Source organism: Rothia sp. CCM 9417 (assembly GCF_048513575.1).
Classification (GTDB): Bacteria; Actinomycetota; Actinomycetes; order Actinomycetales; family Micrococcaceae; genus Rothia.
Genome location: NZ_JBLXXT010000008.1, coordinates 61593 through 76247, shown reverse-complemented (window position 1 = coordinate 76247; position 14655 = coordinate 61593). Strand labels below are relative to the sequence as shown.

Here is a 14655-nt window from a genome sequence, read left to right as displayed (position 1 = left end):
TTATGCATGACACATACAATGAAGCACCCCGTTACTGTCACCGTTACCGGCGCAGCCGGTCAGATCGGCTACGCCAGCCTCTTCCGTATTGCGGCGGGGGAGATGCTGGGCGCTGACACCCCCGTCCGCCTGCGGCTACTTGAAATACCTGCCGGTCTCAAAGCGGCAGAAGGTACCGCGATGGAACTTGCCGATTGCGCCTTCCCCCTGGTGGAATCAATTGACGTCACCGATGACCCCAATACCGGTTTTGAGGGCGCAAACCTTGCTTTACTGATTGGTTCCCGCCCCCGCACCAAGGGAATGGAACGGGCCGACCTGCTGGAGGCTAACGGCGGTATCTTCTCCGTGCAGGGCCGGGCAATAAACGATCGTGCGGCCGATGACATCAAGGTCGCAGTCGTGGGCAACCCTGCTAATACCAATGCGCTCATTGCCGCCAGCCACGCTCCCGATGTGCCTCTGGAGCGATTTACCGCTCTGACCCGTCTGGATCACCACCGCGCCGTTGCTCAGCTGGCTTTGGCTACTGGCAGCCCTGTAGATCAGATTGAGGGAGTTGCTATCTGGGGCAACCACTCAGCTAGCCAGTACCCGGACCTCTTCCACGCGACTGTTGCCGGACGGTCTGCTGTGGACCTGCTGACCCAGCAGGGACTGGGCCAGGACTGGCTAGAGAACACCTTTATCTCCAAGGTCGCCAACCGTGGGGCTGAGGTTATCTCGGTACGAGGGGGCTCTTCTGTAGCTTCTGCGGCCCATGCTGCCCTCATGCATGTACATGACTGGGTGCTGGGAACGGGGGAGAGCTGGACCTCTATGGCTGTGCCCTCGGACGGCTCCTATGGGGTAGCCGAAGGGATTATTAGCTCATTCCCGGTACGTTGCACCGGTGGGGTGTATGAGATTATTCACGGTCTAGAACACTCAGATTTCTCTCAAAAGCGCATAGCGGCTTCTGTCGCTGAGCTGGTTGAGGAGAAACAGGCCGTGGCCTCCTTGGGGCTGCTGGGTCCTCGATAGAAGAAAGCTCAGGCCTGTGACTATGCTCCATACCCTCAAACCCTTGAAGAGGGATAAGTAGAAGGTTAGGCTCCCGCTGGTGGATTTCATACCAGCGGGAGCCTTAGCGTTTAAATGACCTTTTCATGCCCGTCAAATCACTGTTATTTCGGGTCAAATACACCCTAAGTTAGCGCTCATCAAGGTCAGTTATTCTAAAGCAAGTTACTCAAAGAGGGCCTACCTGCCCAGACTGCTGGGTTGTCTTTCAAACAGGGATAGTTCAGCCCTCCACCCACATCACCTTTAGGATTGTTCATGGACCCCCTCGAAATAGCGCGGTGGCAATTCGGTATCACCACCGTCTACCACTTCATGATGGTGCCGCTGACCCTGGGCCTGGGCGCGGTTGTCGCCGGCTTCTACATCGCCTACGTACGCACCCAGAAACACGAATACAAGCGAATGACCAAGTTCTGGGGCAAGCTCTACCTGATTAACTTCATTATGGGCGTGGCCACCGGCTTGGTCCAAGAATTCCAATTCGGCATGGCCTGGAGCGAATACTCACGCTTCGTAGGCGACGTATTCGGTGCGCCTCTGGCCATGGAAGGTCTGCTGGCCTTCTTCGTCGAATCCACCTTCTTGGGCCTCTTCATTTTTGGCTGGGACAAACTCAAGCCCAAAGTACACGCCACCTGCCTCTTCCTGGCAGTAGCCGCCTCCTGGCTCTCGGCCTATTTCATCATTGTGGCTAACTCCTGGATGCAGCACCCCGTGGGCGTTGAACTGGTTGAGGGCCGCCCCGTCATGACCGACGTATGGGCAGTGCTCACCAACAACACTGCCCTGGTTGCCTACCCCCACGCTATCTTCGGCTCTCTCCAGGTAGCTGGTGGTTTTCTGGTTGGTATTGCCTGGTACAAGCTCTGGAAGCGCCGCCAGGACGGCATCGACACCATGGGCGAAAACGGTAGGGTTCTTGTGGGCGAGAGCACCGAGGGCGCACGCGACAAAGCTGACTTTTCCGTCTGGTTCAAGTCACTACGCATCGGTGCAATCGTTGGTTTCGCGGCCTTTATCGGTACAGCTTTTACCGGCCACCACCAGGCCCAGCTCATGATTGAGCAACAGCCCATGAAGATGGCCGCCGCAGAAGCTGCCTGCCACGACGGGACAGGCTTCTCCCTGCTCTCCCTCTCCTCGCCCGGCGCCCAGGATTGCGATAAGGTACAAGCCGTTATCGAAATTCCCGGCCTGCTCTCCTTCCTGGCCTACAACAACTTCACTACCGATGTCGCCGGTATCAATACCCTGCTCCCTCAGTACCAGCAAACCTACGGCACTCACCTGCCCGATAACCCAGAACTTTACGGTGACCGTGCAGGCAACGAAATCAACTACCTACCCCTCATGGAAGTTACCTACTACGGCTTCCGCGGCATGATTACCTTCGGTGGTATCAGCGCCCTTTCCTTCCTCTACGTCCTGTGGGTCACCCGCAAGAAAGGGGAAGGTACCGTGCCCGGAGCCCGCTGGATATCAAACCTGGCTATTGCCGGTATCCTCGCCCCTTTTGGTGCTAATGCTACTGGCTGGATCTTCACCGAAATGGGCCGTCAGCCTTTCGTCGTTGCCCCCAACCCCGAAGGTAACCCCGCCATCATGATGTTCACCGCCGCCGCCGTCTCACCGGGAGTATCCGGCTTTGAAGTGCTCTTCTCCCTGATCTCACTGGGCCTGGTCTATGGTGTGCTGATGGTGGTTGAAATCTACCTGCTAGCTAAGTACGTCAAGGCTGGCCTTGTAGCAGCCATGCCAGAGCTGGTAGAAGATCCTCACGAAACTGACCTCAGCCAGGACCGAGACGTCCTCGCTTTTGCCTATTAGGAAAGGGGCTTGCACACCATGTTTGAGCTTTTTGCTAACCAGCCTCTTCTACCCACCATCTGGTTCGCCGTCGTTGGTTTCTTCTGGGTGGGCTACATCATTCTGGACGGTTTTGACCTGGGTGTAGGTATGCTCATGAGCCCTTTCTTTGCCAAAGACGAAAAAGAGCGCCGCCTGCTCCTGAACACTATCGGCCCGGTCTGGGACGGCAATGAGGTATGGGTCGTGACCGCAGGTGCCGCCACCTTCGCGGCCTTCCCCTTCTGGTATGCTGCTCTCTTCTCGGCTCTCTATATTCCCCTGACCCTTGCTCTTTTAGCACTCATCTTCCGCGCTGTGGCTATTGAGTACCGGGGCAAGAAGAAGAGCGAGCGCTGGATTGCCGGTTGGAATACCGCTATTACTCTGGGATCTTTCGTGATCGCCTTCTTAGTGGGGGCACTGCTGGCCACAACCTCAACGGGCTTACCCCTTGACGCTAACGGCGACCGTGTAGGCGGCGCCTTTGCCTGGGTCACCCCAGCCGTATTTCTGGGCGGATTCTCTATGGTCGGGCTGTCACTACTGATGGGCCTGGCATTTGTAGCCCTCAAAACCGATGGGGATGTTCGCTACCGTGCTGGCTCAGCGCTGGTCAAGCTGACACCCGTCCTAGCTCTCCCGGCTATCCTCTGGGTCCTGTACATGCAGGTAACCACAGGCAATATGGTGTCCTACCTGCTCACAGGCTTAGCCCTTATTGCGCTAGGGGCTGGCTGGCTGGGCGCTATTGGTGCTTATGAGGGGCGGGCATTTGCCGGGTACGCTAGCTTTATCGGTTTCGCTATTCTGGCGGTTTTTCTAGCTCTTTACCCCAAGGTCCTACCCTCAACCCTGGATTCAGCTTTTGACCTGACCATTACCAAGGCATCGAGCTCCGAGTACACTCTGAGAATCATGTCTGTGGTAGCGGCCTGTGGTATTCCTATCCTGCTGGTCTACCAGGGATGGACCTACTGGGTATTCCGCAAGCGTCTGCTGGTTGAGAGCATTCCTGCTGCGCACGATGTTACTGAACTCGCCCAGCAGCCTACCCGCACTAGTGCCCACACAAGGGGCCTCTAAAAAGAACTCGAACATCCACTCATATCTACACCCTTGCTACCACCTGTTGGGTGTTGACCAAGAGGGGGGGCTGGGAGACTACCCCCAGCACCCCCCCCCTTGTGGGCGGAATCAGTCTTGATGTGTGCCTATACCCACTAGCTGTAGTCTAAAAAGCTTGCCGTGTAGCGGCATAAGAACGCACTAGAATGATGAACAAATGTTCGCGGCACCAAGGACACCACAGCCTATGAAGACTCCCGTTTCAAGCAAACGGCCCCCACTGGGGCCCCACGCCAGGCGAAATCTCACTGTCTTCGCGGTCTTAACTGCGGTGAAGACTCTCGCACTGGTTATTTTTGCAGCGGTTTTGGGTACAGCACTGACCTTGCTGGCTCGCATGACCTACTCGGTATTTCACGAGGGTGCAACCTACTCAAGTGCGCACCAGGAACAGCTTGCCATTTTTGCAGGTAATGGACAGGCCCAACTCACGGGTATTCTCTGGGCCAGCCCTTTCATGGAACCCGGCTTGCTCTCCCTTTCACTCACAGGTCTGCTGGCTCTCTTGATTCGAGCTGGTGCCGACTGGTCACTGACCTTTTATGCTCAGAAAGCTGCCACCGGCGCTAAAACGGTCATCCGCCGTAAGATGATTCGACGTGTCCTGGCAACCGGCGGTATGGACACCCCCGATGGTACCGGCGCAACAGCAGTGCTCCTGTCACGCGGACTAAACTCCTTGGACGACTACTACACCAAGACTCTGACAGCTTTTGTTTCTAGCGCGGTCATACCGGCTCTGCTGCTGATCTTCATTGCTATCTACGACTGGGTTTCAGCCCTGGTCATTGTGTGCACTTTGCCCCTTATTCCGCTTTTCATGGTGCTTATTGGTCGCACTACTCAGGAGGACACCGCCCGCGCTCAGCGCGATTTGCTGCGCCTCTCCGACCACATCGTTGAGCTGGTCAAGGGCTTGCCCGTGCTCGTTGGCCTGGGCCGATCACGGGCGCAGTCAAAGGCGCTGGGTGAACTGGGGGAGCGCTACCGGCGAGCAACCATGTACACCCTACGCAGTGCCTTCCTTTCCTCCCTTGCGCTGGAACTTATTACGACTATTTCCGTAGCTCTTGTTGCTGTACTCATTGGTCTGCGCCTGATTGAGGGCAACCTGGGCCTGGACGTCGCTCTCTTCGCGCTACTCTTAGCCCCCGAGTGCTACCAGCCCCTGCGTGATGTCGGCACCGCCTACCACCAATCGGAAGAAGGAATTGCTTCCCTCCGCCGAGCACAGGCCATTATCGACCAGCCGATAGCACCCGCCACGGTTGCCCCTGCTGGCGATGTGATTTCGGTTCGTCAGCTATCGGTTTCCTACCCGGGGCGCGCCAAAACCTTGACGAGTGTTAACTTCAGCCTGGTCCACGGAACAACGACTGCGATTACCGGCCCCTCAGGGTGTGGTAAAACCACGCTACTGTCCGTCTTGGGCGGTGCCCTGCGCAATGGGCTGGTCCCAACAGGCGCAACCGGCCCCGTTGAGGTGCAGGGCTTGGTTTCTGGCCTGGGTAACACCGTATGGATTAGCCAATCACCTACTTTCATTGCTTCTACAGCCTTGGCAGAAGTAGCCCTCTACGCAACTGTGACCCGTGGCGAGGGTGCCCTCGATGGCATCAACTACGCAGCTGGGCTACTTGATGAGTCAATCAAATTTACCGATGAGGACCGTGAATACTTTGGGCAGTACCTCGAGGCTGTCGGGCTGGGTAACCTGGCCGAACTTCCGCCCGAGTCCCTCTCTTCGGGCCAGATGCGCCGCCTGGCAATTGCGCGTGCGCTTGCGCGGGTAGCTATGCTCCAGACACAAGAGCAAGGTGTCACAGTCCTGATCGATGAGCCAACAGCTCACCTTGATCCAGTATCAGCGGCCAAAGTGAACGTCGCCCTTGCAGCGCTTCAGGAAACCGGGGCAACCCTGATTATTGTCACTCACGACACGGAACTTGCTGCCGCAACGAATCATGTCCTCGAAGCCACCCCCAAGCCGCACGGGGTGGATTGGGAACTCCGAGCGCAGAATGCTCATAGCCTCGGCAAATTTGCTCTGGCATCACTTGCGACCGCTCTTGAGAACGGCCAGCTGGCTGACTCAGAGCCCTCTACTGTGCCGGTTGCGTCTGCCTCACCTCAGCTAAAGCGCCGCAAGCCCGGTATCTTCAAAACCCTGCGAACATTGGGCTCAATTACCGGCCTGAGCCTACCAAGGGCGGTAGTACCTGTACTTCTTTCGGTTCTTACCCTTGTTTTTGCGGTAAGCCTGACCGCCCTGTCGGGCTGGCTGATTGTTCGTGCTGCTGAACAGCCAGCTATGATGTATCTTCTTCTTGCCGTGACGGGTGTCCGTTTCTTTGGTTTGGGCCGAGCTTCGAGCCGTTACGCTGAGCGCCTGCGCACCCATAACCTGGTCCTCGATGCAGCCAATAGGCTCCGGGTCAGTGCCTGGGATGCCGCCGGGCGAACCGTCCTTTCAGTGCGTTCCCTGCTCCGCGGTGACAAGATTCTGGACCGTTTGGTGGGAGACATCGATGAGCTGCGTGATGCCATGCCTCGCGTTATCCTGCCCGTGGCATCACACCTTATCGTGATGGTACTTGTCGTGGGAGTAACCGCTTGGGCTACCCCGCAGGCAGTCGTTCCCGTTGTCCTCGCTACACTTAGTGCAACCTTGGTCATCCCTGCTTTCGTTCTCAGGGCCGATGCCCGCGCAGACTTTGTCGCGCGCCGGGAAACCTCGGCTATGCTCCGCTTGGGTGTTTCAGCACTTGATGCTGCCAGCGACCTGCACAATAACGGGCTAGACCAGACCGTTGCCCTGGCAATCTCTCGCCAAGATGGTGCCGGCACAGCTTCCAAGCTGAGAAGTTCACGAGCTGTTGGCTTGGGCCAGGGCCTGATGGTTGTCACCTGGTGGGGCGCTGCCCTCGCTGTGCTGGCTTCGGTATGGTCTGCTGTGGAAAGCGGTGAGGTCACCGCTCCTCTTGCCGCCCTTGTCGTTTTGATGATGACCGGGCTGTTCGAGACTACCTCTGGTCACCTTGAAGCGGTACGTTCATGGCCTGCCTTCGCGGCTCTTGTGGAACGTACTCGAGCTAACTTTGAAGTAGTTCACCACAAGGACGATGTTGAAGCCGCTAGGTCCGGTGAAATCCGTGACATCCTGGGTGATCCAGGGGTGGGTGCAAAGAACAGGTCTGCACACAGCTCCATTACTTTGGAACTTGACTCGCTTTCTGCCCGTTGGCCCGATATGAACCAGCCGGTATTCAAGCAGCTGAGTGCTTCTGTATCGTCGGGGCAGTGGCTGGGTATTACGGGGCCGTCGGGCTCAGGTAAAACTACCGCCCTTGCTACACTCCTGGGCTTCCTGCCGGCGGAACAGGGGCAGATTCGTGTCAACGGCAAGATCTTTGATGCGCAGTCACTGCGTGGCTATGCGGCCTGGTGCCCGCAGTCAGCTTATATCTTTGAATCGACCATTGCTAATAACCTGGCGATTGCGCGGGCAGCCGATGAACGCCCCACCGAAGAAGAAATGTACGAGGTGCTGGACCGTGTTGGGTTAGGCGACTTCGTGCGTTTGCTACCTGCTGGTTTGAACACCCCGGTGGGTGCCGGTGGCTCCTACATGTCGGGTGGACAGCGTCAGCGTATCGCTATTGCCCGTACCCTGCTGGTGGACTCTCCTCTGCTCTTGATGGATGAGCCCACCGCTCACCTGGATGCCCCCGCTGCCGTGGCCCTGATCAATGAGGTAGCCAGGGGGACAAAACGCAACCCAGGACAAGCTCTCGAAGGCAAAACCAAGCTCCCCGCTGTGGTGCTGGTCTCGCACAGGGCAGAGGACATAGAGGCCTGTGACACCCTGGTGAGCTTGCGCTAGAGTCACTGAAGTTTAAGGAGCACAATCATTGGGCCTGCCAGCTGAAGTGGGTCTAGGAGGCTACTGCCCGCTTCTCTCCCACGGATTCTAGCAACTGCTCCTGAGCCACTCAATACCTTTGGGCCTACCTGGTATGAGATAGGCCCGGCCAGATGCTAAGTTTTGCTTCTTCTAGAAGAGCGGGTCGATAAGGGGGGTAGCCGTGGGCCTACCGGGGTCCTCAGCTACCTCCACTGGCTCTTGCTCAACCGATTGGCTGACGGCAGGCTGAGCCGGAAGCTTCTGTTCCGTGACAGCCTGGTAGTCAGGGCCAATCGCATCAATCCCCTGGGTCAGTAGGACACCGGAGCCATCTCGGGGCCCGAACTCTGTGGGCAGGGTGCGCGCAACACCGGCGTTAGAGACCGCCTTGGCAGGGCCAAGACCTACCCAGGCGAGGGCAAGAGCATCTTCACCCTTGAGGAATCGGTGGGCCCGTACACCCGCTGTAGCACGGCCCTTCTGCGGGAACTCGGTGAGCTCCGTAACCTTGGCCGTAGCGCCCTCATCCCTGCCATTGGTAATAGTGACAACGTGCGCGGTACCCGTGGGGGTGGTAACACCTAAGGCAATGAGCTTATCGTCATCTGCAACCTTCATACCGGCCATACCACCACCGGTACGGCCCTGGGGGCGGACCTTGCCCGCATCAAAGGTCAGAAGCTTGGCCTGTTCGGTAACAAAAGTCAGCACACTATCGTTGGAGTCGCATACAGCGGCTGCCACAACCGTATCCTTGGGCTTGAGCTTGATAATCTCAAACTCCGTGGCGTTAAGCGGGTAATCGGGGTTGACCCGTTTGATGACACCGCGTTCGGTGGCAAGAGCTACAACAGCGTTGAGGGGAACCATGCCGATGAGCTTTTCACCCCGTGCCAGAGAAATAGCCTCGGCGGCCTTAACACCGCTGGCAAGCTGGGGAGCGCCAGAACTTTCTTCCAGAACCGGGATATCAATGACCGGTACACGCACCAGGCGACCGCGAGAGGTCACCGCACCGATTTCACCCCGGGCGCTGGTGGGGACCACCGATAGGAAAGCATCGTGTTTGAGGCGCTTGCCGGGGTCAACAAGCGCTTGGCGCTGGCCTTTGACACCTCGAGTACGGCCCAGCTGGCCGGAGGTAGAGAGAATAACCCAGCAGGGGTCATCGGCAATTTCCAGGGACAGCGCGGCCTCTTTCTTGGCCTTAGAAGCGCTGGCGGCAAGAGCCGCAACAGCATCGGCCAGCTCGTCCTTGCTCACAATCTTGGTGCGGCGGTCGGTACCGTACTCATCGGCTACAGCTTGGAGTTCGTCGGAGACCAGAGCGCGGAGCTTGGTATCGGAGGCCAAGATTTCCTGGAGCTGGGCAATCTCAGCCAGTAGCTCTTCACGCTCTTTTTCAAGCTCAAGACGGGAGTACTTGGTGAGCTGGCGCAGGCGCAGCTCCAGGATGTGGTTGGCCTGAATCTCTGTCAGGTCGAAAATATCCATCAACCGGGTACGAGCCTGAGCGGTTTCGTCCGAAGTGCGAATAATCTGAATGACTTCGTCGATATCCAAAATGGCAACCAGCAGACCCTCCACCAGGTGCAGGCGGTCCTGGCGTTTGCCCAGGCGGTGGCCGGTGCGGCGGCGGACCACATCGATGCGGTGATTTACATAGACGTGAAGTAGGTCCATGAGCCCCAGAGTCTGCGGCTGGCCGTCAACCAGGGCAACATTGTTAATGCCAAAAGAGTCTTCAAGCGGGGTGTGCTTGTAGAGTGCGGCTAGAACAGCCTGGGGGTTAAAGCCGTTCTTGATTTCAACGACCATGCGCAGGCCGTTTTTGCGGTCAGTCAGGTCAACAACGTCAGAGATGCCCTGAATCTTTTTAGAGTTAACCCCGTCCTTGATTTTTTCGATGACCTTTTCGGGACCAACCAGGTAGGGGAGCTCGGTAATGACGATGCCCTGTTTGCGGGCGGTGACCCGTTCAATGGATACCTTGGCGCGGGTCTTGAAGATACCCCGCCCTTTTTCATAGGCATCCTTGATACCGCTGGTTCCCACGATCGTGCCACCGCTGGGCAGATCGGGCCCGGGAACAAACTTCATGATGTCTTTGAGGCTGGCATCGGGGTGTTCGAGCAGGTGCCGAGCCGCGGCAATGACTTCGCGGAGGTTGTGCGGGGCCATGTTGGTGGCCATACCCACGGCAATACCGGAGGACCCATTAACTAGCAGGTTGGGGTAGGCCGCCGGTAGGACGGAGGGCTGCATGAACTGGTTGTCGTAGTTGGGTACAAAATCTACGACGTCTTCATCGAGGTCGGCGGTCATAGCCAGTGCGGCGGGGGCCATGCGTACTTCGGTGTAGCGGGAGGCCGCCGGGCCATCGTCCAGGGAGCCGAAGTTGCCGTGGCCATCGACTACGGGTAGGCGCATAGCGAAGGGTTGGGCCAGGCGCACCATGGCATCGTAGATTGCGCTGTCGCCGTGGGGGTGGAGTTTACCCATGACTTCGCCAATGACGCGGGCTGACTTGACGTGGCCCTTGTCGGGGCGCAGGCCCATCTGTTGCATCATGTAGAGGATCCGGCGCTGGACGGGCTTGAGGCCGTCGCGGGCATCGGGAAGCGCGCGGGAGTAGATGACTGAGTAGGAGTACTCCAGGAAGCTGGTTTCCATTTCGCTGGTGACATCGATGTCGACAATGTTTTCGGTGATGTCGGTGGGGTAGTCATCATGCACTGTTGCGGTGCGGCGTGCCATTCAAACCTCTTGGTATCAGTGACTGGGCAGGGTGCCCTCTATCTTACCGCCTAGGTTGTGGTCAGGGGCTTTTATAGGGCTGTTTCTTCTTCCCACTGCTGTGGCCGGTGGCTCCGTATGGGCTTGAATGTAAAGTACAGTGCGGATAGGAAAAGGACCATCAGGGCCAGAGGCATAAAGATTCTGGTGGGGGCGTAGTCACCTCCGCCAATACCGAAGGTGTCGGCTATGCCCATTGCCATGTACCAGCCCCAGCCAAACCACAGGTTGGTCAGGCTCAGCGTGGCAGCGGCAGAGCACAGACCAACAGCACGAGCTGGCGAATACGCAATATTCTTACGCAGACGCATGTGCAGGGGGACCAAAACGGCCAGGGGTATGGCCGATACAAGGCCCTGGAACACCACAACCCGCTGGGAGAACTCACCTGCTTCTTTCAGCTGGCGGTATATCTCATCCAGTTCTAGGCCGGGCCGAGCCACCAGCGGGTTCCACATAAAGACGTGGGCTGTATAGAAAACAGCTAGGGCCAGGGTAAGAGTAATAAAGAGCAAGGGAAGTTTTGCGCCGGGTACCGGGTTAACCTTGTGCCGACGCTCTAGAACCTCCACAGGGTCCTGTGGTCTGATTGCCTCTGTCACAGCAAATGTGATGAACGATATGGCTTCAGCCAAGATGCAGAGCGCTAAAAAAATCAGCAGAGCATCCGCAGCTTCTGTGGGTATAGGTAAGCCGCCGAAGGCAGCTCCGCCAGTCAGAGCTAGCGCGCTTCCGCAGATAATCGTTGCCCAGCGGGCAATTGTATTAATGCGGGTTGAAGGGGTGTGGAGATCTGGCATAGGTCTGATTTTACTGGGGGAGAGACCCCCACGGGTAGTTTCTTTCTCACCCAGATGCAAGGTTTAGGGGTGACCTGTCTGCTGGGCAGTCAGCATGGGGTGTAAATGGCCCATATAATCTGCAACTGGCTTGCCCCTCACGAAACATTTACTAACGCTTTGTCTTCAAAATATGTGAACAACGTGATACGGGGTACACTAAGATGCAGTGGCTTTACGCCTTCCGGCTCACACTGAGCATCACACACCCACTGCACGGACGCGGTGGTACCGGAAGCGGGGAGCCGATCATAAGACAGTGTCGAGAGGAGTCCCACATATGAGCACTGTGGACAGCTTCGGTTCAAAGGGCGTTTTGAACGTCAACGGAACCGACTATGAAATTTTCCGTCTAAAGGCAGTAGAAGGCTCGCAAAAACTGCCCTACTCTCTTAAGGTTCTCCTAGAAAACCTTTTGCGCACCGAAGACGGCGCCAACATCACCGAGGGCCACATCAAGGCTCTTGCAAACTGGGATCCCAGCGCCGAACCGGACACCGAAATCCAGTTCACCCCTGCCCGCGTTATCATGCAGGACTTCACCGGCGTACCCTGTGTCGTTGACCTAGCTACCATGCGTGAGGCTGTCAAGGAACTGGGCGGAGATCCCTCCAAAATCAACCCCCTGGCACCTGCTGAACTGGTCATCGACCACTCCGTTCAGATCGATAACTTCGGTACCGCTGATGCCATTACCCGCAACATGGATATCGAGTACCAGCGCAACGGCGAACGCTACAAGTTCCTGCGCTGGGGCCAGACCGCTTTTGATGACTTTAAGGTCGTTCCCCCGGGCATGGGTATCGTGCACCAGGTCAACATCGAGTACCTGGCACGCACCATTATGGCCCGCGAAGTAGGTGGCGTCCTGCGTGCCTACCCCGACACCGTTGTCGGTACTGACTCCCACACCACCATGGTCAACGGCCTGGGCGTTCTGGGTTGGGGCGTTGGCGGTATTGAAGCTGAGGCAGCCATGCTGGGCCAGCCCGTATCCATGCTGATTCCGCGCGTCGTTGGCTTCAAGCTCACCGGCTCTATTCCTGCCGGTGCTACCGCAACCGACGTTGTTCTGACCATCACCGAGATGCTGCGTCAGCACGGTGTTGTTGGTAAGTTCGTTGAGTTCTACGGTGACGGTGTTGGCCAGGTACCTCTGGCTAACCGCGCCACCATCGGTAACATGAGCCCCGAGTTTGGTTCAACTGCGGCCATGTTCCCCATCGACGAGCAGACTCTGGAATACCTGCGCCTGACCGGCCGCAGCCAAGAGCAGGTTGCACTGGTTGAGGCCTACACCAAGGAACAGGGTCTCTGGCACGATCCCTCAGCAGAGGTCGAGTACTCCGAGTACCTGGAACTGGACCTGTCCACCGTGGTGCCCTCCATCGCCGGGCCCAAGCGCCCCCAGGACCGTATCCAGCTCACCGATGCCAAGGAACAGTTCGCAAACGATATTAAGAACTACGCGGCTTCTGGCGAAGACGCTAAGTCCGTTGCCGTTTCAATGGCCGATGGCCGCGAGTTCGAGCTCAAGAACGGTGCAGTGTCGATTGCGTCGATTACCTCCTGCACCAACACCTCGAACCCTTCGGTCATGATGGCCGCCGGTGTACTGGCTCGTAACGCAGCAGCCAAGGGCCTGACAGCTAAGCCCTGGGTCAAGACCTCTATCGCACCGGGCTCCAAGGTTGTCACTGACTACTACGAGAAGGCTGGCCTCCTGCCTGACCTGGAGAAGCTGGGCTTCTTCGTTGTAGGCTACGGTTGCGCTACCTGTATCGGTAACTCCGGTCCGCTGGAACCAGAAATCTCCGAGGCCATTCAGGAAAATGACCTGTCCGTCACCGCGGTGCTCTCCGGTAACCGCAACTTTGAGGGTCGTATCTCACCTGACGTCAAGATGAACTACCTGGCTTCACCGCCACTGGTTATCGCCTACGCCCTGGCCGGTAGCATGGACTTCGACTTCGAGAACGATGCCCTGGGTACCGACGCAGATGGCAACCCCGTCTACCTCAAGGACATCTGGCCTGACCCCGCCGAAGTACAGCAGATTATCGACGCCTCTGTCGATACCGACATGTACACCAAGGAATACGGCACCATCTTTGACGGTGACGAGCGCTGGCAGGCCCTGGACACTCCCACCGGCTCCACTTTCGAGTGGGACCAAAAGTCAACCTACGTGCGCAAGCCCCCATACTTTGAGGGCATGACCATGGAGATCACCCCCGTAGAGGACATCAAGGGCGCTCGCGTTCTTTTGAAGCTGGGCGACTCTGTGACCACCGACCATATCTCACCTGCAGGTTCCTTCAAGGCAGATACCCCTGCTGGCCGTTACCTGATTGAGAACGGGGTAGAGCGTAAGGACTTCAACTCCTACGGCTCACGCCGTGGTAACCATGAGGTCATGATTCGCGGTACCTTTGCCAACATCCGCATCAAGAATCAGCTGCTGGACGGTGTTGAGGGCGGTTTCACCCGTGACTTCACCGCTGGCGGCGAGCAGACTACCGTTTACGATGCTGCACAGAACTACCAGGCTGCGGGTATCCCGCTGGTTGTACTGGGCGGTAAGGAATACGGCACCGGTTCATCACGCGACTGGGCAGCTAAGGGCACCACCTTGCTGGGCGTCAAGGCTGTTATTGCTGAGTCCTTCGAGCGTATCCACCGTTCTAACCTGATCGGTATGGGTGTTGTTCCCCTGCAGTTCCCTGCGGGTGAATCCCACGCCTCACTGGGCCTGACCGGTACCGAAACTTTCGATATCACCGGCCTGACCGAGCTGAACGAGGGGACTACCCCCAAGACCCTTAAAGTCACCGCTACTGCCGAAGATGGCACCGTCACCGAGTTCGACGCTGTAGTACGCATTGATACCCCCGGTGAAGCCGACTACTACCGCAACGGCGGTATTCTGCAGTATGTTCTGCGTAACCTGGTGCGCGGATCCTAACCAGCGCGCAACCTAGGCTGGCTCTAGCCAGTTAGTCTGGAGGGCCTGCTCTACCTATCGTGGGGCAGGCCCTCCTCTATATCCAAACTGCGGGTAGCTACTGTAGCCTATCG

The 14655-nt window shown here is 57.5% G+C and carries 7 protein-coding genes; 5 read left to right on the top strand and 2 right to left on the bottom strand.

Features of this window, described 5'->3' with window-relative positions; all coding sequences use genetic code 11:
- The first annotated feature begins 6 nt into the window (after window positions 1-6).
- From ACN082_RS08880 to cydC, 4 genes are all read left to right on the top strand, one after another.
- Window positions 7-1023, top strand: coding sequence for a malate dehydrogenase (locus ACN082_RS08880; RefSeq protein ID WP_419100500.1), 1017 nt, complete (start codon window positions 7-9; stop codon window positions 1021-1023).
- Between the two features lie 297 nt (window positions 1024-1320).
- Window positions 1321-2892, top strand: coding sequence for a cytochrome ubiquinol oxidase subunit I (locus ACN082_RS08875; RefSeq protein WP_419100499.1), 1572 nt, complete (start codon window positions 1321-1323; stop codon window positions 2890-2892).
- An 18-nt stretch (window positions 2893-2910) separates the two neighbouring features.
- The gene (gene cydB, locus ACN082_RS08870; protein ID WP_419100498.1) at window positions 2911-3996 is read left to right on the top strand and encodes a cytochrome d ubiquinol oxidase subunit II; all 1086 of its coding nucleotides are present in this window, start codon (window positions 2911-2913) and stop codon (window positions 3994-3996) included.
- Window positions 3997-4225: 229 nt separating this feature from the next.
- Window positions 4226-7921, top strand: a complete 3696-nt coding sequence (gene cydC / locus ACN082_RS08865) for a thiol reductant ABC exporter subunit CydC (protein WP_419100497.1) — start codon at window positions 4226-4228, stop codon at window positions 7919-7921.
- Between the two features lie 171 nt (window positions 7922-8092).
- Here the strand turns inward: cydC and ACN082_RS08860 are convergent, their stop codons facing one another.
- Window positions 8093-10699: a DNA gyrase/topoisomerase IV subunit A gene (locus tag ACN082_RS08860; RefSeq protein ID WP_419100496.1), complete on the bottom strand. Its 2607-nt coding sequence runs from the start codon at window positions 10697-10699 to the stop codon at window positions 8093-8095.
- Window positions 10700-10770: 71 nt separating this feature from the next.
- Window positions 10771-11538, bottom strand: coding sequence for a hypothetical protein (locus ACN082_RS08855; RefSeq protein ID WP_419100495.1), 768 nt, complete (start codon window positions 11536-11538; stop codon window positions 10771-10773).
- A 319-nt stretch (window positions 11539-11857) separates the two neighbouring features.
- Between ACN082_RS08855 and acnA the strand changes: the two genes are divergently transcribed.
- The gene (acnA, locus tag ACN082_RS08850; protein WP_419100494.1) at window positions 11858-14542 is read left to right on the top strand and encodes an aconitate hydratase AcnA; all 2685 of its coding nucleotides are present in this window, start codon (window positions 11858-11860) and stop codon (window positions 14540-14542) included.
- Window positions 14543-14655: the final 113 nt, after the last annotated feature.